Below are 22,225 nucleotides of genomic sequence, written 5' to 3' on the forward strand. Positions count from 1 at the left end.
TGTACGAGTGCCCACACAGATGATTGCTTCATATTTTTAAAGAACGTTTTAGGCTTTCGCCTCGGAAGCTTTGCTCCCGTTCAGGGCTGCGCATTCTACGCTTTCCTGATTTTGTGTCAACACTTAACTTCAAGTTTTTTAATTCACTTTAAACTAAGTTTTATTTGACTCACCTGACTCATTGAAGTGCTTGTTTGTAAGCAGTCCGCCGTGTCGATGGATGCGCATTATAGGGAGATCGAAAATGAGATCAACACTTTTTTTTAAAGATCTTTTCTGATCGCTCAATTTAGCAACAAAAATGTGTTTTTTGCTCATTTTTAATACATCTATACTGAGCTTGAGCAATAAAACCCGAAGTTTCCCGCTTTACTTGTTGCTATGTGTTGTAATGTCGTTAAGATAACACACTGCATTTTGTTAATTTTATGTTTATTCTATGTATATTTGGTAGATCACAATGACGTCACCTAATTTAAAAGCAATTATAATCTCAGTTTCTATCGCTGTTCTGGGTTTTCTTATACTGCAATTTGCAGTTCCTCAGCTGCAGCTTTCACCAGCCGTTACATTTGCGCTAGGCGCTATATTGGCGGGTTTCGCTCCCTTAGCTTTCAGCCAGTCACCGCAGCATGATGCGGTAGATGCCGATGTAGCCGATACGAAAACACTCTATGTTGGTAACTTACCCTACCGTGCAAACGAGCATATGGTTAAGGAGTTATTTGAACAACATGGCACTGTTTTCAGTGTTCGATTACTCAAAGATAAACACACAGGCAAGCGCCGAGGTTTTGGTTTTGTCGAAGTCGCATTGAAAGATGCGGATAAGATAATTGATAAACTGAATGACAATGAGTACCAAGAACGGACTCTGAAAGTTAGAGAAGCGAAGCAAAAGCAAGAAGGCAACGCATAAAAAAAGAGGGCTTAAGCCCTCTTTTTTTATATTCCATCACCATCTATATGCAAACCACATTCTCGATTGAGGCCAAAGAAGCGCGTTTCCTCTTCGCTCATACCCGGCTCCAGTTTACGAGTAGTATGCACATCCCCCATCGAAACATAGCCTTGCTCCCACAAAGGGTGATACGGCAGATCATGTTTAGTTAGATACTGGTATACATCACGGTTCGTCCACTCCAATATAGGATAAACCTTGACCGTACCGCGACTAATTTCAACCACATTTTTGTCCTGGCGAGTGCTCGACTGCTGACGACGTAAGCCACTGAACCACGTACCTACTTCCAGCTCGTTCAATGCTCTGGTCATGGGCTCAACTTTGTTGATCTGGTTATAAAGCTTAATGCCAGCCTCTCCCTGCTCCCACAACTTACCATACTTAGCTTCTTGCCATGCGGGACTGATAGCTGCTTTATAGACTTTTAGATTAAGCTGTAAGCGCTCAGTCATCTGCTCTATAAACTGGTAGGTTTCTGGAAATAAGTACCCTGTATCAGTCAGCACTACGGGAATGTCGTGCTTTTGCGCCGTTAGCATATGCAGCATCACCGCCGCTTGAATACCAAAGCTGGAGGACAGCATGGGTGTGCTTGGCAAGTTATCCAGCGCCCACGCAACACGTTGCTCTGGGGTTTTGTCCGCAAGTATTCCGTTTATATCGGTTAGCAAGCTTTGTTGCTGCTCTTTTTCAAGCGTTAAAATGTGCTTAAAATCACTCATGACTTGTCCTCATTCCCGCACTTAGTTATGCGTGGAAATCTGTCTTTGATACTTTGACTTCAGTAACGATGCCTTGGCGAATAACAAAATCACCAAACCCTTCGTCTTGATCGCGTTCATTGGCCCAACGACCGATTAGCTCGTCTAGGGCTTCTAAGTAAGTCTCTTCGCCGACATTTTCTAGATACAACTTAGGAATACGTGTTCCTTCTCGGTTGCCCCCGAGATAAAAGTTATACTTACCCGGCCCTTTACCCACTAAACCAGCCTCGGCGAGCATGGCTCGACCACAACCATTAGGACAACCAACCACGCGCAAAATAATGTGCTCATCGGCAACATTGTGCTTGGCTAGTAAGGCTTCCGTTTTTTCGATTAAACTCGGTAAATAACGTTCAGCTTCTGCCATCGCCAACGGACATGTGGGCAATGACACACAGGCCATAGACGCTTTGCGCTGCTCACTATCGCCGTCATCTATCAGGCCATGCTCGCGCGCCAGCTGTTCTATTGTGGCCTTTTGCTGTGCAGGCACACCGGCGATGATAAGGTTCTGGTTTGCAGTCATGCGGAAATCACCTTGGTGGATTTCAGCAATTTTTCGGCACCCTGTTTTTAAAGGCTTACCTTGAAAATCTAGGATACGGCCATTTTGAATAAACAAAGTAAGATGGTGTTTACCATCGATGCCCTCAACCCAACCAAAACGGTCACCACGATGAGTAAACTCATAGTCACGACTTGGTTCAAACTTGACGCCAGCACGCTTTTCAACTTCCGCTTTAAAGGCATCGCTACCAAAGGTGTCTAAGGTATATTTCGTTTTCGCGTTTTTACGATTTACACGGTTACCCCAGTCACGCTGTACTGATACCACATGCTCTGCAATCGCTAGGGTGTGTTCTAAAGGCACAAAGCCGAAGTCGTCTGCTTTACGCGGATAGGTATTCACATCACCATGAGTCATGGCTAAGCCACCGCCCACAAGTACGTTGAAACCAATAAGCTTGCCATTTTCAGCAATCGCTACAAAGTTCAAATCATTGGCATGTACATCCACTTCATTATTCGGTGGAATAGTGACCGTCGTCTTAAACTTACGCGGCAGATAAGTAGACCCCAAAATAGGCTCTTCATCTGTGCTCTCTGACTTTTCACCATCAAGCCAAATTTCCGCGTATGCTCGGGTCTTCGGCAACAAATGCTCAGAAATCTTCGCAGCCCACTGATAAGCCTCTTGATGTAGCTCAGACTCTACTGGGTTTGTGGTACACAACACGTTACGGTTCACATCACCCGCAGTAGCGATAGAATCGATACCGACACTGTTGAGCATCTGGTGCATATCTTTGATGTTAGGTTTGAGCACGCCGTGAAACTGGAAGGTCTGCCGCGTCGTCAAACGGATACTGCCGTACATGGTTTTTTCATCAGCAAATTTGTCGATGGCCAACCACTGTTGTGGCTTGATAATACCGCCTGGCATCCGCGCCCGTAGCATCACGTTGTGTAATGGCTCTAGCTTTTGTTTTGCCCGCTCTGGGCGAATATCGCGATCATCCTGCTGATACATACCGTGAAAACGGATCAACTGGAAGTTATCAGCGTTAAAACCACCAGTGATCTGATCCTTAAGATCAGTTTCAATGGTGCCACGCAAAAAGTTACTTTGCGTTTTAAGACGCTCGTTGTCAGCAAACTTCGCCTCGGGGTCATGCTTGCTATTTGGCTTGTAGTCGCTCATATCAATTCCTACATTATTTGCGCTGACGGAGTGCGCTTAATAAACATCTTTTTGGTAACGGTTGGCGCTGCGTAAATCTTTAATGTACTGCTCAGCACTTTCGTCGTCTTTGTTGCCATGAGTTTTCACGACATCAATTAAAGCTTGATGAACATCTTTGGCCATACGGTTCGCATCACCACACACATACAGGTGAGCTCCCTGCTCTAGCCATGCGAAGAGTTGTTCACCTTGCTCACGCAGACGATCTTGGACATACACTTTTTCAGCCTGATCGCGACTCCAGGCAACATCAATGTTAGTGAGTAAACCCGATTTTAAATAACCCTGAATTTCGGTTTGATACAGAAAGTCTTGCGTAAAGTGTGGGTTACCAAAGAAGAGCCAGTTTTTGCCCTGTGCGTCACGGGCTTCACGCTCTTGTAAAAACGCTCTAAATGGCGCAATGCCGGTTCCTGGGCCAATCATAATGACTGGCGTATTGTCGTCGCTAGGCAAACGGAAGTTATCATTGTGCTCAGTGAATACGCGAACTTCACTGCCTTCTTCTGCAACACGACATAAGTACCCTGAACAGCCGCCTAGGTGGTTCTCACCAAAGGCGTCAAACTCAACGACACCAACGGTAAGGTGTACTTCGTCCTCAACCTCGCTTTGGCTCGAGGCAATGGAATACAAACGCGGCTGCACCTTGCGCAAGCAATCAACCAACTCTTGAGCACCAATTTGTGCCGGATGCTGGAAAATCACATCAAACGTTTGTCGCGCTTCAATGTATTCACGCATCGCCGCTTTATCTTCGATAAGGGCTAATAGCTCTGGTGTGTTAGTAGCTAAGGCGTACTTTTCCACAAACCCTGGGTAAGACTGAGTGAGTTCTAACTTCTCTATTAACGCATCACGTAGGCTGAGACTCTCATCACCGAGCGTTATTTGCGTAGCACCATCCAGCTGCAAGAGTGACAATACCTTGTCGACCTTGCTTTGCTCATTTAAGAAGTACACACCTAATGAATCACCTGGAGTGTAGGTGATATCTGACCCCTCCAGTGAAATCTCAATATGACGAACATCTTTAGTCGAGTCACGGCCGGTAATTTTCTGCACAGTCAGTAGTTCAGCTGCAAAGGGGTTTTTCTTGTTGTACTGACTTGCCGCTGGACTCGCAGCGCCAAATGGCATGCTCACCACATTTGCCTCGCCGCCTTGTTGCGCTTTCAGCTCAGGCTCAAATGCATCTAGGGCTCCAGCAATCCAGGTCTCGCTTTGATCTTCATAGTCAACATCCAGATCAGCGCGTTGGTAAATGCTTTGCGCCCCGAGCTTAACTAAGCGCTCTTCAAAATCTTTCGCCGTTTGACAGAAGAACTCATAGCTTGAGTCGCCTAAACCAAGGACCGCTATTTTAACGTCATCGAGCTTTGGCGCTTTTTTGGTGGTTAAAAATTCATGTAAGGCCTCAGCATCTTCTGGCGGCTCGCCTTCACCATAAGTAGAAACAACGATGCTAATAAATTTTTCTTTCTTTAATGCTGTAGGCTTGTAGTCCGCCATACTAACTAGTTTCGCGGCTAACCCTCTGCTTTGGGCTTGCTCTTTAAGTTGTGTGGCCACCGCTTTCGCGTTACCCGTTTGCGATCCGTAAAGGATCGTTAAAGCAGCAGCCTCAGTGGCAGCGGGCGCACTCACAGCTCCACCAGCCATGGCTGCAGTATTTGCGTTGGCAGCGAGATAACCACTGACCCACGCCTGCTGAATTGGATTAAGTTCAGCCACCAAACCTTGGAGCTTCTGCACCTGTTCAGGTGTAAGCGGGCTTGCAGCCGCATGCAGCTGGTTTAACAACATTTTAATTCCTCTGACCCATGAAAAACGCCACCATTTAAGTTTGCGGTGGCTGATTAAATTCGTACTACGTTGGCAACCCAAGTCACTTTTTTGGGTTTTTGTTAGCGTGAAGCATACCTATGAGCGACGCTTGGAAAAAAGAATAGAATCTGCTTTGTTATTCCATTTGGTTATGAAATTAGAATTTATCCAACAAAAACAATTTAACGGATCAACGACTATAGTTACCCTGTGTCACTTTGGGGTAATACTCCTTCGGCACAATTTATAACCAAAAGAATCAACAGGTATAACAATGAGAAATTTTTCACACAACATCGTGGCGCTCACGCTACTGTCCACAACTAGTTTCGCTGCTCAAGCTCAGCTATTGGACAATGGTGGGTTTGAGGCTTGGAACGCGAATGTTCCTTCCGGGTGGATCACGATCGATACTGGTATTGAAGTGAGTCAAGAGTCTGCCAATATATATGCTGGCAGCTATGGCGCGAAGGTGCGCATAACTACCGGCTCACAAAGCAGTACAGACCTACGACAAAGTATTGATGTAAGTGCCGGCCAGCAATATCAATTTGCCGTTTGGGTTAAACACACCGAAGGCAACGTGCGTGCTCGGCTGTACGTTGATGGCTATCAAAACTATTCTAATCCAGCACAAATAAATCAATGGCAACAGTTAAGCTATACCTATACTGCTACTAGCAGTGGTCAGATAGAAGTTGGCTTACGCTTTTATGATGTCAGTGGCTTTGATGGCAGTGAAGTGGTTTATATCGACGAATTTACTCCGAGCAACGGCCACAGTGAACCACCAACAGGCTCTTGCAGTGAGCACACTGTCACCTTAACTCTGCACACCGATAACTATGGTAGTGAAACAAGCTGGGAGCTGAGCCAACAAGGGGGCAACGTCGCCAATGGCAGTGGCTACCAATCTAACCAAGAATACAATGAAGACATGTGCTTGGCCGATGGTGACTATACCTTCACCATTTTTGATAGCTATGGCGATGGGATGTGTTGTGGACAAGGCTCTGGCTCTTACGAATTAAGTAATGGCAGCACCGTACTAGCCAGTGGCGGGCAATTCACCTATTCGCAAGCCACATCGTTTACCCTTGGCGACAGCGACCCAGTAGAGCCCCCTCCAGTCGACGGTTACTATAGCTCAGCTTCAGGGTTAAGCGGATATGCCTTAAAAACCGAACTACATAACCTCATCAGTAACCATGCCAATCAGGGTTATGGTGCCATTTGGGGTTTCTATGATCAGTACGCTCGAGACAGCTATTATGAGAATGACAACAGTATTCTCGATCGCTACTCAGAGCGTCCTTTAAGCACTGACTCACACAGCTTCATTAGCATCAACGACCAATGTGGCAGCTACAGTCGAGAGGGTGATTGCTACAACCGCGAGCATAGCTTTCCAAAGAGCTGGTTCGGTGGCAAGGTTGAGCCCATGAACTCAGACGTACACCATATTTTCGCATCTGATGGCTATGTAAATGCCAAACGTGGAAGTTATCCTTTTGGCGAGGTCGGCAGTGCTAGCTACACTTCCAGCAATGGTTCAAAATTAGGCGCCGCGCGCAGTGGCTTAGGTTACAGTGGCACGGTGTTTGAGCCAATTGATGAATTCAAGGGCGACTTTGCACGTGCCCACTTTTACATGGCAACACGCTATCAAGACCGTATTGCCGGCTGGAAGAACAATTCGACCTATGGCAGTGCCGTGCTTGATGGCAGCAGCAATCAAGTATTCAGCTCATGGGCACTGACGATGTTATTGCAGTGGCATCAGCAAGACCCAGTCTCTCAAGCAGAAATAGACCGCAATAACGGCGCTTACAGCCACCAAGGCAATCGTAACCCTTATATCGATCATCCCGAGTTTGCAGCCCTGATTTGGCAATAGTCGTTCACAACGCTATTATGTAGCTGTTGCATATAAATGAAAAAGGAGAACTGATGTTCTCCTTTTTACGTATTACACGGGTAAGTATCTATATGATTGAGGGGCGGTGATATTCTCACCAAGCTCACTTAAACATAAGGGGCGCTCATATTTGACAACATTTCCAACTTTGATGGCTGTACCCCTTTCCCTGCCTAAATAGTATTCATCGAAAAACTGTTTAGAAATGCCTGCAGCTTTCTTCGTTCGGCGCCACAGTAGATCTGGGTGTTCGGATATGACGGCTTCAATATCAAACTCACCGACAACTTTACCTACAGGCATAGTTGAATACACTACTACTGTTTTAACACCATCTCGTTTGAAGGTGTTTTTCCTAAACTCAAATTTTTTTGTGCCTTCGAGAATTTTATCTACAAATTCAGGCTTAATCGACAATAAGACTTTCATTAACTCCTCCCAAACTAGCAATATGCCTAAACTGCTGGTTTGTTAACTGCATAGCCCCCCAGTATTCACTCTCATCTAACCCGACTTCGTCTATTAGGTGACCACGAGTAATACGTCTGGAAAGGGCTGCATTATAAGTGAATCTGATAATGTGGCAGTATCTTTTTTCGTTATATATACGTATTAATTCATCATCCCTGAACACTGAATACGGCGCACAATACTTTAAGAAGGCCTGTAGTGACTCGAACTCTCTTATATTTCTGTATTCCTCAACAACGCCAATCGAGGTAGCGACTGAGCGAAAACGAGCGGGGCCCTTATTATCACTAGTACGGTATAGGATTATATTATCTCCTGGCCGAAATGAAGACACCATATCCATGCCGCAAATGTATATTTTATGAATACTGTTCGTGTGCGAAACATCTTGAATGACATCGTGAGTCTCGTTGTTCAGGATAGAGTCTGGGAGCATTCTTGAGTGAAATTGGGGGTATATGGATAATAGATATGGGTTCGCTTGGCTTAGCTTAACGAAGGGATAAGTATTAAGTGTGGAGCCGAGCTGATTGCGCATAGATCTAACCATAACTGACTCAGTGCCATTAAGGGTACTTTTTGTACCATGGACTGTGAATCCGTATTTGGCAAATAAGTCTTTCAAATAATGATGCTTGTCAAATACAGTAACATAAATACTATCAACGTCTTGTGCTAGCGCATGGTCAAAAATCTTTTTAATAAATCTTTCCCCTCGGCGTGTTCCATGTGAGTTGAACTTAAAAGTACCAACTTTCAGGTGCTTGCCAGGTGGTAAGTTTGGAGAAATATCGGTAATAGGACCCATTTCTTCTTTTAAGTACATGAATCCATCAATAGCATGCCCGTCTACCAATACGTATGCACACTCATTTTGCTCTGCTTTGCGGGAGAACCAAGCAGGAAACTCAGCATAATCAGCTCGCAATGTATCAAAAAAAGAATCCTGTAGATTAATTTGCCTGAAAGGCGCATAGTGAAGGCTTTCCATAGCTTACTCCAAGTGGGTGCTGATAAATTGAGTCAGCTCTAGTGTATTGTTATTGGTATCGTGGATAAAAAGAGGAACACCTAGTCGTTCGGCTACAGACTTTGCATGTTCTAGTTCACTATTACTCAGGTCCTCATATGCTGATTTGTCGTGTTGTATGCCATCTCTTGCGGCAATTCTCTCCAGTACTACTTTAATATCACAAGTTAGAACACACATAGCCACGGGCTCAATAGATACGAATGTTTCTTCTGGCACTAGTTGAACTTTATGATTCGTATCAAACAATGCGAAGTGCCCATCTAACAAAAAATGAGGCTCGTCCACAAACTCATTTAAGGCTGTCAGTAAAACATCTTGGTTCTTTGATACATTAGCGACAGCTTTGTCTTTGGTAAAGAGGCCTTGCTTTGCCCTCTTTATCAGCTCGCTGGCTGAATAATGGGGGATTTTTAATTCAGAAACTAGTTTATTGCAGAGGGTAGATTTGCCGACACCATGAATGCCGCCAATAAATATTACTTTCCTTTTCATCACTACATTTCCATATACGGTATAAACATATATATAGAACTAAAGCCTCCATCTATTGTCAATGCATTGTTAACAAATATTTGATGTGGATTTAGGGCTATCACACGTAACATGATAGCCCCGATAAATGTCAGGCCATTAACATTTCGTCATTTCGCCGGTAGCCTTGCCAATAACCCCGCCACCACCGCGATAGTCCGATGCTAAAAGAGCGCTCTAATAAATTAACCAGCTTTTCACAGGCTGACTTTCTTCGCCAATCTTCCTTCCAGGCCATCTCATGTGCATAGTCAATCATATAGGCAGCTTGCATTCGATGGGTTGTCCCGTATTCGCACCTTCTAAGCCTGCTGAAATAAGACTCCGCTTGATTGTTATTTACTCCATCTATGGTTGAATATTCTTTGGAATGCTCGACCGTTTCATGTTGGAACCGTAAATCATATGACTCATATGCTTTATTCTCATCAGTACGCACTAAGCTCCCTTTAGAAATGCAATTCTGAGCAATGTGCTTTGCAATTGCTTCATTTTCACCCGAGCTTAAAAACACTCTGGTTTTGTTGGCCCCTTCACCAGGAACAACTTGCCGGGCAACCATTACAATCCTTCTATTTCGTTTTTTACGTTCGTAGTTCGCTCGACTGATACCTCGTCGCTTGATACCTTGTGTTTTACCTGCGAGCTTATCAGCTGCGGCAGCCCATCTTGCTTTTTGAGATGGTCTGAATTGACCGCTCCTTGGCTTACCGCCAAAATGCCCTCCATCGATATGAATTTCCCCCGACATCGAGGTTTCATCTACTGAACGCATGATCGTTTCTCTCAATTTATGCATCACAACCCATGCCGTTTTATGTGTGACACCCGCTTCTTCACTAACTTTTACGGCAGAGATTCCGTTGGCACTAGTGCAAAACTGATGGATGATCATCACTAACTTGGATAATGGCAGTTTCATATCAGCCCAGACCGTTCCGGAAGTTAAGCTAAAACCTCTATTACAATGTTTGCATTGCCATATTTTCCTGCTTTTAAGAAACGAATGCTTGTCGATGGCTCCACATCTTGTGCATGGCATTGCGGTCTTATTACCAGACCAGATCTTTCGAACAAACTCAAATAGCTCTTCATCCGTCATTCGCAGTAAGCCATGAAGACTAATATCTCGATATTCTTTAGATAATAAAAAGTGTTGTGACATAGTAATCACCCTCTAACTGTCTGGATGTAAAAAGTTTTACATCCCAATCTTAAGTTCAGAGGCAAACAAGCTCGCATCGACTGAACGAAGTCAGCCAATATTTGACTTTTTTATAAGAAGGGCACAAAATGAAAGTATCAAAGGCGACTCAAACTTTTGATACTACATAATAGGCCAAGATAGGCCAAGGTTGTTAGTAGCAACTTTGGCTTTTGTGTTTCTTAGCCTCAGTGGAATTTATTGTGGTTTATAACCACTAACTCATATGTTCCTCCTTAGTTTCTTCTCGTAGGTCTAGACGTTGCTTAGCTATCCACAATGCAACATCTTTGGTTAAAGCAAATTTTCCTCTGCGATTTTCAATGGGGAAAACAGGCACTGGTACCGACTTTCTGCTAACTGCTTGGCGAAAAGCATCCCCACTTCCGTATCCTAGAGACATGTATAATGCCTTTCCATATATCATAGGACCGTATAGCTGCATTAGATCATCTTTAAGCTCTTCCGCTAGTATTTCTACAGGATCGATGTCTTTACCTTGTACCATATCTACTCTGCCTATTAACGCCTGTACACATTACTTTAGCGGAAAAGATAGATAATTTGGGATAAGTTATAAAGATATATAGCGTTAGTTTCGATCCGCATTTTTACCAGTTTATTTTGTGTTTATGCGTGACTGTGTGTTATTTAACGTTGATGAAACTGAATTGACACAATTACGCAGGCAATTTGCGAAACTTTTATGGCACGTCCTAAACGTAACCCTGTTGAAGTTATCCAGACAAAGATATTCATGCATAACCTGTGTGATGAGTTGGGTATAGAACTCTTTGGTCCGGAACTTTCTTATTATTTCGAAGGTACTCGTCGGGCGAGCAGCAAGTGGAAAAGATTCATAGCAGGAGAAAAGACACCTTCACCAGGCACAATTAACTTGATCCTAAATAAGATAAAAACCCAACATGGTAGTACTAAGCTTGCAAACAACCTTGTTGAACTTTGGTATTCACCGCTGTGGAGCGCATTATTTGCAGGACAGCTGGGAAGCGAATATTGGACTGAGTTTTATAAAAACATGCCAATCAGATTTCAAAAACACGTATTTGAGAAAGACGCCCCTTTCGGTGATTCATTTAAAAGACGATATCCTCGCCATAGTGAAATAGATGCCATAGAGAAACATTGTGATCGTGAAGGGTTTGCTTTTTTAATTGCTTTGGCTAGAGATGCTTCAGCCAATAAATTGGGGCTTTATGTACACTCCCTAGATGTAGCAATATACCGGCTGTTTTTTGCTTTTTGCCAGCATCGACCCTTTAGGCCTTTTTGTATCGAGCTATGGAACTACTTTAAGAAATACGTGGTTCTCCCTGACAGACACACTTTTAATCTTCGGCAAATAACACGTTGGCAACAACCAGATTACAGCGTTCCAGAGACGATTGAACTCGACGCTTATTATTTAGGCATTGCCCAAAAAATAGGCCTCATCTCGACTCACCAACAAGCTAGGCAATTTCTTTTTTACTTCCATATCAATAAAACTGAGAAAATTATCTGGGAAATGGAGCAATATAGGAATAATGGGGTTGGTGAGTTTCCTCACTTATCTCTGCTTGTTAAAAAGTTAAATACACTTCGCAAAGCAAAGGAACGAATCAACTTTCTATCACAGCTCCCCTGAGAGAATTCCATCTCCCCCCTTGTATGCAGTCTCTTTATTGCGTGTTACATTGGTTTTGGCTAACTAAAAATATCTGGATAAGTTATGGAAATAAGGGAATTTATATCAAGTTACCGTAATCACCCCGTTTTATTCATTGGCACGGGTTTTAGTTTGAGATATTTAGAGAATTCATATACATGGGATAGCCTTCTCAAAAAAATAGCAACGGAATTGAAAGGAAGCCCTGAATATTACCTTGATCTTAAGTCAAAGTGTGAAATCGATGGGCGATATGATTTTTCGAAAATTGCACATCAGCTTGAAGAGGATTTTAATGAGACACTTCGACAAGATCGGAATGGGAAGTTCAAAGAAGTCAATGATATATTTTATAAGGAGATGGAAGCCGGTAACAACCTTAGCCGGCTAAAAATATATATCTCAATGCTTTTATCCTCTTTAGAGTTCAAGGAAGAGAAGCTGGAAGAGATTTCCGAGTTAAAGAAAATCCGGAAAAACATCGGTTCAATCATTACGACCAACTACGATAAATTAATCGAGCACCTTTTTGATTTTAACCCATTGATAGGTAACGATATATTGCTTAGCAACCCTTACGGTTCAGTATATAAAATTCATGGATGTAACTCATGCCCATCAAAAATAATAATTACATCGAGTGACTATGAAAGTTTTCAAGAAAAGTACGAATTAATTCGAGCTCAATTACTTTCAATATTTATCCATAACCCGATTATATTCATCGGTTACGCTATTGGGGACGATAATATTAAAAGTTTGCTGAAAACAATTTTTACTTATGTTGAACCCAATTCAGAGGATGCAGCAAGAATAAGAGATAACTTTTTGCTTGTTGAGTACCAGGAAGGCTCTTCATCGCATGAGATATGTGAGCATGATATAGACTTGGAAGGGTTTTCAACTATTCGAATCAATAAAGTGAAAACTGACGATTTTATTGAAGTTTATAGAGCGTTGTCGGAACTATCGCTACCTATTTCGGCAATGGACATTAGAAAAGTTCAAAGAATAGTAAAAGAAATATACGCGGGTGGAAATATCCAAGTAAATATTACTGAGGATCTCGACTCAATAAGTAATAGCGACAAGATTATTGCCATCGGATCCAAGAACACCATCAGCTATCAGTTTCAAAACGCGTCTGAGATGATGTCGAATTATTTTAGTATCGTTGATGAATCCAATGCCCAGCTACTTAAATTGATAAACAAGATTACCATTAGTAGCACCCAATGGTTCCCAGTTTTCGCGTTTAGTCAAATTTGCCCAGAAATAGAGAGAACAGACGAACTAAAGCAGCAACAAAAAGATAAGCTGTTGAGCTTTTTTAACGGGTTAAGTCAAGGATGTGTCTCTGCGCACTCTAATATAAAGTCCATCATGGACGACGAGGGCATATCTAGAGCTCAGAAGCTAAATGCTATCTTTTGGGCTGTCCACAATGGCAATGTAGAACTTGATGATTTCGCAAAGTTCTTGATTAGTATGGACAAAAAAGTAGATACTCAGTATAGAAGGTTGCTATGCCTATATGATTTAAAAAAATATGGCGTAGAAGAATGACATCTAAATTATCTACTATGATAAAAGCCAATAACGCGACATTAGGAGGTTGTATATGGCTAAATTTAAAAAATCCGATCTGAAGTATGACGATTACAGCTGGACTGTATACGGGGATGATGACCCAAAAATTACAGGAAAACCTGATAGCACTTTATTCAGCCGAAAGGAAGGCTATGAAGTTATCTACATGATAGATAAGACTCTTGAGCACAGAGACTTGACCAGTGTAACTTCAGGTCAAAAAGCTGAAAGAATGATTAAAGAGCATCTGCCTAGCACAACCAGGGGCCAAGAAAAAGTCTTTAATTGGTTAAATGACCACTGGTCAAAATACTAACTTTTAGTACGAGCAGTGAACTAAATCAATCGACTTTAGTTCACTGCAGCTCAGAGAAAATCCCACTGTAATTGATCTCCATGCGCCAGGGTTCTATATCGAGAAGTATATTTTCCTGTACCTTTTTCCGTCCTGATTATTCTACCTTGTCTGCACAAGTTTCTAAGTTGATGCGAAACGCTTTTTCTTAATTTTAAATACTCCAACTCAGAAAAAACTTCAACATCAGCAGAGCGTATAACGGCATAAAATATTTCTGATATGCTTGCATCTTGCCGTGATGGAAGGTTGTGTAAATAGTTAAGAATCGTTTTTGTCAAAGTGCCATATTTTAGCTTTTTCTGACTCGTATTCTTTCTACTCAACGCTAATTCAGAAGCTTCTATGGGTACCTCGTGGATGTTTATCACACGCGCAAGTGATTCAACGTCTGACTGCAAGGAGTCACGTCTTGTAAGGATAGCTGCTAACTCTTTTTCTAAATCGGCAAGTTCCGACTTTGCGAAGCAATACTTTCTGGCTAGCCAAGCAATTGAAGGTGGGGTTCTTGTACTCATACAGGGTAGCTTAACTACCCTGTAATCAAATTTCATATGCAACAGCTACATAATAGCGGTTCACAACTAAAAAGGCGCCAATTGGCGCCTTCTTACACTTTAAATGACTTTAATCTTGTTCTAAGCCGTACAGCGTAATCTCAATACCTGCACCAATAGCAGAAATACGAAGTAAAGTATCGGCGCTAATGGCTTCATTAAAACATTTAGGCGAGTGACCTGAACTAAAGCCCAAATCAAACGTACGACGCGAGCAGCTCAGCCATTGTTTAAGTCCGGCTTTAGAACATGACTCAATCAGCTCGCACAATTCATTGATGGCTTTATCTGGGCTCGGGCTATCGACGTTAGCCTCAATGCGCGCGAGCTGGCGTGTTTCGTCTTTGTCATAGTGCAAAACAATGGCGCTTTTGTCTAAATCAGCGACTAGCGCGCTAATATCATGTTGTGACTCCAGCTCAAGATCCACATTAAGAAATTGAATATCTGCCATGCACCGTTCCTATTATCCACGCACTAGTTATTAACTGCGTCATTGTGTCACATTGACCGCCAATAACAAGAGCGTAAACTGAGTTACACCTGCCACAAAGACAACAACAATATGAATAAACGTCTTTTCAAGCACAGCCGAACATTACACAGATGGGCTGGATACGCACTTGTGTTGCAATTATTTGCTTGGCTCATGGGTGGCCTTGTAATGAGCGCACTGCCGCTCGACAAGGTACATGGTAAGCATTTGGCAAAACGCACGCTAGAGAACCCCTTTTCCAGTAGCGACTATACCGCCTCCTTGGATAACATTCGCATGCAGATGCCCTCATTGAGGCAGCTACAATTTACTCACCGCCTCAACCAACCGATCATTATCGCGGCAGAGGGCAAGCAGAAGCATGTTTTTCACGCCCAAACGGGTCAGCTATCTGTGGCTCTTAACCAAGAGCAGGCTGAGCGTATTGCCTATAACCATTATCTTGGTGAGGGTCAGGTTAGCCTCGCAGAGCACCTTATCACTGGGCCACAGGAGATCGGTTACCGTCAAGATGTGTGGCGTATCGAGTTCGATGACTGGTGTGCAACAACGCTTTATTTAGACGCGCACAGTGGCCAGTTCATTACTGTTCGCTCAACTATTTGGCGTATTTTTGACTTTTTCTGGATGCTGCACATTATGGATTATCAAGAGCGCAAAGATTTCAACAACCCGCTGCTGATAAGCTTTGCAGCTGCCTCTGTGTTATTTGCTATCACAGGGGGGATATTGTTGCTGCAAAACCCACCTTGGCGCCGACGGAAGAAGCGCCCTAAATAGCCAGGCAGGCGATGCCTTAAAGGTGAATACATCGCCATTGCTATTTACGAAAGTGTTGCTTCAATAATTGCGCGAAGGCTTGGACCTTAGCACTGCGATGCACTTGATGGTGAGTGACGAGCCAAATATCACTGTGCCAGCTTAACTCACTGCCAAGCACAGGCTTTAGCTGTGGGTATAAAGCTGCCACTTCTTTTTGCATCCCGCCAATCCCTAGGCCGCTGGCAATCGCCCGATTGGCATCAGACGTTTCTGACACCCGCAAGGTGATCTGCTCAACCGGTATATGCTCATCCACCCAAGCAAAATAAGGGACTCGACTATTGAACCCGGCCACACCAGATATGAAATGATGCTGTTGCAACTGGGCCATGGACTGTGGTTCACCGGTGCGAGCCAAATAACGTTCATGAGCGTACAACCCTGCCTCGATAGTACTGAGGTGTTGGGCAATATAATCGCCCTCATCTGGGCGCGGACCAGCACGCACAGCAATGTGTGCTTGGCCATGATCGAGGCGCAAGCGCTTTTGATCCAACAGCACTTCTAATTGCACCTGGGGGTGCAGTGTTTGAAACTGCTCACATACCGGCGCCAACACATCGATAAAGCCGCTTACTGTTGTTAGCAGTAACGAGCCAGACAAAGTCGTGTCTGCAGCCATAATATCGTTGTGTAATAACTCTAACTGCTCGTTGATTTGCTCTGCACTTGCAAACAGTTTGGCACCGGTTTCTGTCATGGAGTAACCTCGAGCATGACGGTGAAACAATCGCGCATTCAAACTTTGCTCGAGATGATTAATGCGTCTTAGCACTGTGCTATGGTGCACACCTAAGGCTTCGGCCGCTGAGGTAAGAGTCCCTCTTCTGGCAACTTCAAATGCTACTTTGATATCCTGCCAGTCGTTAAATTCTATCGCCATGGTTGCATTCTCTGTGTATATACGCACATAAGCTTTGCGTTTTTTGCGCTTTTTTGCAAGTCTGATTTTGGCTAAAGTACGTACTAACACAGACCAACTGACAGCATTAGGATATTCACTATGGCAACAGCAAAAATTATCGCCCTCGCAGGCAGCCTTCGTAAAAATAGTTTCAATCAGGCAGTGATCAATCATGCCGCACAATTGGCGCAACAGCAGGGCAGCGAAGTCGAAGTAATTTCTTTGGCGGAGTTAAACTTGCCCATGTTTGATGAAGACATTGAAGCACAAGGTGTACCAAGCAGTGCGCAACAACTAAAAGATAAATTGCGTTCAGCGGATGCTATTTTACTTGCCAGCCCGGAATACAATGGCTCAATCACAGCGGTATTAAAAAACGCCATAGACTGGGCATCACGTACTGAAGCCGGTGCAACGCCCGCATTTCGTAACAAGGTGGTAGCGTTATTCGCAGCGTCTCCTGGCGGACTCGGTGGCCTACGCGGCTTAAATCACGTGCGTGACATCCTCAGTGGCATTGGCGCATTAGTGCTTGGTGACCAACTCGCTATTGCTGGTATCCACGGCTTTGTCAACGACCAAGGAGAGCTGACCGACAGCGCCACCAGCGAGAAAATAGCCGGGCTTACGTCACAACTTATCGACGTAACGTCTAAGTTGAAAAGCTAAAAAGCTGCCGGCGATAGCGATATAACGCAATGACGTTGCTGCTTACAAACAAGCCCTCAAGTAACGCAGCCATGGGGGAGCCTGCAGCAAAGCCATACGCTAGCCAACAACCACTACCCAAGAACATCAGTAAACGCATCGTCAATTGCCGGCGCTGAAATGCAGCGAAGGTTTGTATACAACTTCCCGCCAAAGCCCACAGCGAAATAGGCGACTGCCATACAAATAAAGTTGTCAGTATCGACAGAGCCATAAATATCACCATCAGCCGCCGTTGTTGATAATGAATACTGAGCGCAAAGCGCAAAGACGCCAGCAGCATCAGGATGGCGCCGCTGTACTGAGTTAATAAAACATAATGGCCACTGGTCAGAGCCGTAGATAGCACCAGGCATATTAGGACACTGCGCCTTTGTGGTAATTGAAACGATACTAAATCGCAGACAATAGCGATAGCAACCAGTAGCTGAGATAACCAAAACCAATCCATACTCCCTCCACTGCCGGAGTATGCCGAGTATAGGCTGGGGCCGCCTTAACCTTTGTTAATTCAATCCTAAACGAGTGCGTATCCGCGACAGACTCACGGCACTAATCCCTAAATATTTGGCCACTTGCGTAAGCGATAATTGCGCCAACCAGTGTGGTCGGTGGGTCAATAAAAACTGGTAACGCTGCTGTGGACTTTGCAGCAACAGGAAGGCTTCTTTAGACTCTTTAAATAAGACTTGTTGCTGTAGCAAAGCCATAGTTAATGAGTACCACCGAGGCTGTGCCAGCTCGGCCAGTGGCACACGCAACAAACGGCTGGGTTTGAGTACCTCTAAGCTGTAGTTTGCAGGCTGTTGAGTGATCCAGGCACTGTATATAAACGCCAATTCACCCTGAAAATAGAACTCTTTATAATGTTGTTGTCCTTGCTCATCGAGATACGCGGCAACTAACACCCCGGATTGTACAAAGTATGCGTAACGCTGCTGTTGTTGCTGTTCGAGTAATACATCATGAGCGTTCATCTCTAAGCTTTTTATGGCATTACTGTGAGCGAGTAACTGTTGCAGTTGCTCACTCACAACTTGACTGGCCTGCCCTAATTGCTGATAAGCCAAGGCACAAGCCTCTGCAACTGGTTAACTTTGCACATTTGTCGCTGCCAACTTTGCTTGAATAAAATCATTATGAGTTACATAGAGTAAATCAGCTACACGGCGAATAACATGCTCTTCATGCTTATCTAATTGGCCATCTGCATAGGCCAGTCGCCATAACAACTCGATAATCTCAATACGCTCCTGTGCATTGGTATTGTCATTTATCTGTTTAGAAAAACGGAAGTAATCAATGGCTTCATCAAGGTCTTGACTGGCCGCTGTGATTAAGTTGTTTACTTCTTCCTCGCCTAAATCAAAGTATTTCTGCAACAGTACGACCATGGCTTTGCGCTCATCTTCTTGTAGTTCGCTATCGGCACGCATAACCTCAACCAGTAGCGCTGCGACTGAGGTTTTAAAATCAGGCGAGTCATCTTGCTGTGGCTGTGACTGTAAAGAATTAAAGAACCGTTTTAAATTATTGAGCATGGCACGCCTCCCGCTTGGTGTTACACTCACTGTAAAGGATACTCCCAGTACACACAACAAGGGTTGTTTATGTCGTCATATCGCTATGCATTTCTGCTTTTCATGGTCGCAATGAACTGGGGATGTAGCTACACTCCTGCGCCTATTGGTGAGCAAGAAAAGTTCTATGACTTTGATAATAAAGTGCATTACTACCAAACTAGGTTAAGTAAAAAGCGCTATCGTCTGGAAGTGGTTGAGGATGGCTACCAACAGTTCACCAACCAGAGTGTGTTTTTATTACGTCACAGTGCTCAGTTGTGTAACGATTCCACCTTCTCTTTGCGCATTACCCAAGGTGTGCAAGACTATGAACGCTTCCCTACTCACCCGCGAGGTTATGAGCCCAACTTGGTTGCTGAGCTCATTTGTGAGTAGCCCTGCGCAATTAGTCTTTATATCCCCAAGGGGCTTTTGGCGGGGTAATGGGCTGGGTCAAATCAAAATCAACGCGAAACTCTCGTCCCTGGCGCACTAGCCGATAAGTAAATTGCTCTGGGTAAATATACATTTGCCAAGTATTACCCACTGATTGCGGGATCCCTTGCTGTACAAATAACTCTTTAGAGTACTGATCGGCCGGGAATGACTGCATGGTGGCATAACCGGCATCCACGGTATGACCGCCGTACATAGTGGAGACGTCATCGCTGCCATCCTTATGGCGATGGTCATGCTTTAAGCTTAAACCACTGCCCGTTTTAGTAATAATCCAGGTGCGCGAGGCATCATCACCGACATGAAACGGCACTTGTAACTCGCGCTCTGTACAACGGCGCACGTGCATGACCAGCTTTGCTTCGCTGAAGCTACTTGGTCCAGCGTTATCAACCGTCACCTTTCCTTGATACGCTTTACCACAATGCGCTTTGATATTATTAAAAAATGCATCGTGGGAAGGGATTGAGACCAAAGGCGCAGGGCGCGCTTGCGCACCAGTGGCAACAGCGCCTATCACAGATAACGCCGCACACGTAATCGCTAATTTCATGCTGAGTTCCAAGTAAAGTAAAAGCGCCAATATAGCGCTTTCACTGTTGCTTTCCTACTTTTTACGTTGAAGTACTAGCGGCCATTCACTGCCAGGGGCGCTGCGCCTTTAGTTGCTGCTCAAAGGCTTCAATTTGGGCATTATATTGCTCAGTCACACCGATAAAATCCAGGCCACTTAACAACCGCTCTTTAACGTCTGCTCGCACCGAGAAAGTAATCGGTGCAAAGCGTGAACTGCGCAGCTGCTGATTCGCCAAGTCCACCTCAATATGCAGTACTTGCTCAGACTCACACAGTGCAAATAAGGCATCCAGCTGCGCGCTCGCCAAGGCGATGGTCAACATTTGGTTATTAGCACAGTTATTAAAGAAGATATCAGCAAAGCTCTCGGCAATGATCACCGAAAACCCATATTGCTTCAGTGCCCAGGGGGCGTGCTCCCGTGACGAACCACAACCAAAATTATCACGGCTAAGAAGAATACTGGCCCCTTGGTATTGCGGGTAATTAAGCACAAACTCTGGATCGGGTTGGCCATCGCCAAGGTAACGCCAATCGTAAAACAGCGCTTTATCGAACCCATCTCGACTGGTGGAGGTTAAAAATTGCTTGGGGATAATCTGGTCGGTGTCGACATTATTCTTATCCAACGGGGCCACTAGCCCCTGATGAAAACAACTCATTGTGCCTCTCCTTGAATATCAGTAAAGCGCCCAGTTATTGCTGCCGCAGCGGCCATCGCCGGACTCACCAAGTGGGTGCGCCCGCCGCGCCCTTGGCGTCCTTCAAAATTACGGTTGGAGGTCGACGCACAACGCTTGCCCGGAGCGAGTCGGTCATCATTCATAGCTAAACACATGGAACATCCAGGCTCTCGCCATTCAAAGCCTGCGGCTTTAAAAATATCCGCCAAGCCTTCTTCCTCAGCCTGCTGTTTTACCAGTCCTGAGCCGGGCACAATTAACGCTTCTATATCTTTGGCTACCTGCTGACCGGCGACCACCGCAGCGGCCGCGCGCAAGTCCTCAATGCGGCTGTTGGTGCATGAGCCAATAAACACCGTATCGACACAGATATCACTGATCTTTTGCCCAGGTCGCAAATCCATATACTTTAAGGCACTGCGAATAGCATCAGCCTTTATCAAATCCGTCTCTTTATCCGGATCGGGAATAACCTCATCCACGCCCAGCACTTGCTCTGGACTGGTACCCCAGGTGACTTGTGGCTGCACCTGCTGAGCATCAATGTCGATGATCTTATCGAAGTGCGCGTCAGCATCCGAATGCAATGTGCGCCAATAGGCTACGGCCTTGTCAAAGTCTTCGCCTTGCGGGGCAAAAGGCCGCCCTTTAATATACTCATAGGTGGTTTCATCGGGGGCAATAAGTCCTGCTTTGGCCCCCATTTCAATGCTCATATTGCACAGTGTCATACGCGATTCCATCGACAAAGCGCTAATTGCCTCGCCACAGAACTCGGCAACATAACCGGTGCCACCCGCCGTTCCTAACTGGCCGATTATAGCCATAATTAAGTCTTTCGCTGTTGCCGTGCTTCGCAGCTTGCCATGAACGTGAATTTTTAACGACTTCGCCTTTTTTTGCTGCAATGTCTGGGTGGCAAGCACATGCTCAACCTCGGACGTACCAATACCGTGAGCCAATGCCCCAAACGCACCATGCGTGGAGGTATGGCTATCACCACAGACAATGGTGGTCCCGGGCAGCGTGATCCCCTGCTCAGGACCCATCACATGCACAATGCCCTGATTAATGGAGTTGAGGTCGTACAATCTAATGCCGAATTCATCACAATTCGCCTGCAGTGCCAGTAACTGGTTACGCGAGACAGTACTTGCGGCATCCAAAGAGCGAGATTTGGTCGAGACGTTGTGATCCATGGTTGCGAAGGTTTTTTCTGGACAACGCACGGTGCGATTTTTCTCGCGCAATCCGGCAAAGGCTTGGGGTGAGGTGACCTCATGCACAAGATGACGGTCTATGTACAGTAAGTCGGTTTGTTCATTTAGGCTGGCGACGCAATGAGCCTGCCAAATTTTATCGTATAACGTGTATGCCACTTGCTACATCCT

At 44.7% G+C, this 22,225-nt stretch carries 25 protein-coding genes; 8 read left to right on the plus strand and 17 right to left on the minus strand.

Annotated features, from left to right (window positions below; all coding sequences use genetic code 11):
• The first annotated feature begins 460 nt into the window (after positions 1-460).
• Positions 461-919, plus strand: coding sequence for an RNA-binding protein (locus tag MHM95_RS18095; RefSeq protein ID WP_239385944.1), 459 nt, complete (start codon positions 461-463; stop codon positions 917-919).
• 26 nt (positions 920-945) lie between these two features.
• On the opposite strand, the gene MHM95_RS18100 is transcribed toward MHM95_RS18095, so the two are convergent.
• Genes MHM95_RS18100 through MHM95_RS18110 form a run of 3 tightly spaced genes read right to left on the minus strand, consistent with a single transcriptional unit; the run spans position 946 to position 5,278 of the window.
• Entirely contained in the window at positions 946-1,686 is a 741-nt protein-coding gene (locus tag MHM95_RS18100; RefSeq protein WP_045979512.1) for a phosphoadenylyl-sulfate reductase, read from the minus strand.
• Positions 1,687-1,711: 25 nt separating this feature from the next.
• Positions 1,712-3,430 carry an assimilatory sulfite reductase (NADPH) hemoprotein subunit gene (gene cysI / locus MHM95_RS18105; protein WP_239385945.1) on the minus strand — a complete coding sequence of 573 codons (1,719 nt, stop codon included), beginning with the start codon at positions 3,428-3,430 and terminating at the stop codon, positions 1,712-1,714.
• A gap of 36 nt (positions 3,431-3,466) precedes the next feature.
• Complete coding sequence (locus MHM95_RS18110) at positions 3,467-5,278, minus strand: assimilatory sulfite reductase (NADPH) flavoprotein subunit (RefSeq protein ID WP_239385946.1); 1,812 nt, start codon at positions 5,276-5,278, stop codon at positions 3,467-3,469.
• Positions 5,279-5,573: 295 nt separating this feature from the next.
• On the opposite strand from MHM95_RS18110, the gene MHM95_RS18115 reads away from it, so the two are divergent.
• Entirely contained in the window at positions 5,574-7,196 is a 1,623-nt protein-coding gene (locus MHM95_RS18115; RefSeq protein WP_239385947.1) for an endonuclease, read from the plus strand.
• Positions 7,197-7,268: 72 nt separating this feature from the next.
• Here the strand turns inward: MHM95_RS18115 and MHM95_RS18120 are convergent, their stop codons facing one another.
• The 5 genes from MHM95_RS18120 to MHM95_RS18140 all read right to left on the minus strand — a co-directional run bounded on the left by MHM95_RS18120 (position 7,269) and on the right by MHM95_RS18140 (position 10,964).
• Positions 7,269-7,646: an ASCH domain-containing protein gene (locus MHM95_RS18120; protein ID WP_239385948.1), complete on the minus strand. Its 378-nt coding sequence runs from the start codon at positions 7,644-7,646 to the stop codon at positions 7,269-7,271.
• Positions 7,624-8,679 (minus strand): hypothetical protein, encoded by a 1,056-nt coding sequence (locus MHM95_RS18125; RefSeq protein ID WP_239385949.1) that lies wholly within the window; start codon positions 8,677-8,679, stop codon positions 7,624-7,626. Before MHM95_RS18125 ends, MHM95_RS18120 begins: the two co-directional genes overlap by 23 nt.
• A 3-nt stretch (positions 8,680-8,682) precedes the next feature.
• The gene (locus tag MHM95_RS18130) at positions 8,683-9,213 is read right to left on the minus strand and encodes an ATP-binding protein (RefSeq protein ID WP_239385950.1); all 531 of its coding nucleotides are present in this window, start codon (positions 9,211-9,213) and stop codon (positions 8,683-8,685) included.
• A 130-nt stretch (positions 9,214-9,343) separates the two neighbouring features.
• On the minus strand, positions 9,344-10,417 hold the full coding sequence (locus MHM95_RS18135; protein WP_239385951.1) for an IS1595 family transposase: 1,074 nt from the start codon (positions 10,415-10,417) through the stop codon (positions 9,344-9,346).
• A 256-nt stretch (positions 10,418-10,673) separates the two neighbouring features.
• Positions 10,674-10,964: a hypothetical protein gene (locus MHM95_RS18140; protein ID WP_239385952.1), complete on the minus strand. Its 291-nt coding sequence runs from the start codon at positions 10,962-10,964 to the stop codon at positions 10,674-10,676.
• A 198-nt stretch (positions 10,965-11,162) separates the two neighbouring features.
• On the opposite strand from MHM95_RS18140, the gene MHM95_RS18145 reads away from it, so the two are divergent.
• The 3 genes from MHM95_RS18145 to MHM95_RS18155 all read left to right on the plus strand — a co-directional run bounded on the left by MHM95_RS18145 (position 11,163) and on the right by MHM95_RS18155 (position 14,031).
• A complete protein-coding gene (locus tag MHM95_RS18145; protein WP_239385953.1) occupies positions 11,163-12,104 on the plus strand; it encodes a hypothetical protein in 942 nt (313 codons plus the stop codon).
• Positions 12,105-12,188: 84 nt separating this feature from the next.
• Positions 12,189-13,691 (plus strand): SIR2 family protein, encoded by a 1,503-nt coding sequence (locus MHM95_RS18150; RefSeq protein WP_239385954.1) that lies wholly within the window; start codon positions 12,189-12,191, stop codon positions 13,689-13,691.
• A gap of 55 nt (positions 13,692-13,746) precedes the next feature.
• Positions 13,747-14,031, plus strand: coding sequence for a hypothetical protein (locus MHM95_RS18155; protein WP_239385955.1), 285 nt, complete (start codon positions 13,747-13,749; stop codon positions 14,029-14,031).
• A gap of 50 nt (positions 14,032-14,081) precedes the next feature.
• On the opposite strand, the gene MHM95_RS18160 is transcribed toward MHM95_RS18155, so the two are convergent.
• Positions 14,082-14,588 carry a hypothetical protein gene (locus tag MHM95_RS18160; RefSeq protein WP_239385956.1) on the minus strand — a complete coding sequence of 169 codons (507 nt, stop codon included), beginning with the start codon at positions 14,586-14,588 and terminating at the stop codon, positions 14,082-14,084.
• Between the two features lie 109 nt (positions 14,589-14,697).
• Positions 14,698-15,081 carry a hypothetical protein gene (locus MHM95_RS18165; protein WP_022946129.1) on the minus strand — a complete coding sequence of 128 codons (384 nt, stop codon included), beginning with the start codon at positions 15,079-15,081 and terminating at the stop codon, positions 14,698-14,700.
• Positions 15,082-15,192: 111 nt separating this feature from the next.
• Between MHM95_RS18165 and MHM95_RS18170 the strand changes: the two genes are divergently transcribed.
• A complete protein-coding gene (locus tag MHM95_RS18170; protein WP_239385957.1) occupies positions 15,193-15,903 on the plus strand; it encodes a hypothetical protein in 711 nt (236 codons plus the stop codon).
• 40 nt (positions 15,904-15,943) lie between these two features.
• Here MHM95_RS18170 and MHM95_RS18175 read toward each other — a convergent pair whose 3' ends face one another.
• Positions 15,944-16,828 (minus strand): LysR family transcriptional regulator, encoded by an 885-nt coding sequence (locus MHM95_RS18175; RefSeq protein WP_239385958.1) that lies wholly within the window; start codon positions 16,826-16,828, stop codon positions 15,944-15,946.
• A 120-nt stretch (positions 16,829-16,948) separates the two neighbouring features.
• Between MHM95_RS18175 and MHM95_RS18180 the strand changes: the two genes are divergently transcribed.
• Positions 16,949-17,518 (plus strand): NAD(P)H-dependent oxidoreductase, encoded by a 570-nt coding sequence (locus tag MHM95_RS18180; protein ID WP_053911811.1) that lies wholly within the window; start codon positions 16,949-16,951, stop codon positions 17,516-17,518.
• On the opposite strand, the gene MHM95_RS18185 is transcribed toward MHM95_RS18180, so the two are convergent.
• Genes MHM95_RS18185 through MHM95_RS18195 form a run of 3 tightly spaced genes read right to left on the minus strand, consistent with a single transcriptional unit; the run spans position 17,502 to position 19,098 of the window.
• Positions 17,502-18,008: a YgjV family protein gene (locus tag MHM95_RS18185; RefSeq protein WP_239385959.1), complete on the minus strand. Its 507-nt coding sequence runs from the start codon at positions 18,006-18,008 to the stop codon at positions 17,502-17,504. The genes MHM95_RS18180 and MHM95_RS18185 overlap by 17 nt on opposite strands.
• A gap of 55 nt (positions 18,009-18,063) precedes the next feature.
• A complete protein-coding gene (locus MHM95_RS18190; RefSeq protein WP_239385960.1) occupies positions 18,064-18,627 on the minus strand; it encodes a Crp/Fnr family transcriptional regulator in 564 nt (187 codons plus the stop codon).
• A gap of 21 nt (positions 18,628-18,648) precedes the next feature.
• Positions 18,649-19,098, minus strand: a complete 450-nt coding sequence (locus MHM95_RS18195; protein WP_022946123.1) for a TerB family tellurite resistance protein — start codon at positions 19,096-19,098, stop codon at positions 18,649-18,651.
• Between the two features lie 69 nt (positions 19,099-19,167).
• On the opposite strand from MHM95_RS18195, the gene MHM95_RS18200 reads away from it, so the two are divergent.
• Positions 19,168-19,515 carry a hypothetical protein gene (locus MHM95_RS18200; RefSeq protein ID WP_052698221.1) on the plus strand — a complete coding sequence of 116 codons (348 nt, stop codon included), beginning with the start codon at positions 19,168-19,170 and terminating at the stop codon, positions 19,513-19,515.
• Between the two features lie 10 nt (positions 19,516-19,525).
• Here MHM95_RS18200 and MHM95_RS18205 read toward each other — a convergent pair whose 3' ends face one another.
• The 3 genes from MHM95_RS18205 to leuC form a co-directional block, all read right to left on the minus strand.
• Positions 19,526-20,128 carry a hypothetical protein gene (locus MHM95_RS18205; protein ID WP_022946121.1) on the minus strand — a complete coding sequence of 201 codons (603 nt, stop codon included), beginning with the start codon at positions 20,126-20,128 and terminating at the stop codon, positions 19,526-19,528.
• 85 nt (positions 20,129-20,213) lie between these two features.
• Positions 20,214-20,813: a 3-isopropylmalate dehydratase small subunit gene (gene leuD, locus MHM95_RS18210; protein ID WP_239385961.1), complete on the minus strand. Its 600-nt coding sequence runs from the start codon at positions 20,811-20,813 to the stop codon at positions 20,214-20,216.
• On the minus strand, positions 20,810-22,213 hold the full coding sequence (gene leuC / locus MHM95_RS18215; RefSeq protein WP_138589236.1) for a 3-isopropylmalate dehydratase large subunit: 1,404 nt from the start codon (positions 22,211-22,213) through the stop codon (positions 20,810-20,812). The genes leuD and leuC overlap by 4 nt, the downstream gene beginning before the upstream one ends.
• Positions 22,214-22,225 lie beyond the last annotated feature (12 nt).

Origin of the sequence: Pseudoalteromonas sp. CnMc7-15 (assembly GCF_022347925.1) — a bacterium.
In the GTDB taxonomy this organism is placed as follows: domain Bacteria; phylum Pseudomonadota; class Gammaproteobacteria; order Enterobacterales; family Alteromonadaceae; genus Pseudoalteromonas; species Pseudoalteromonas ruthenica.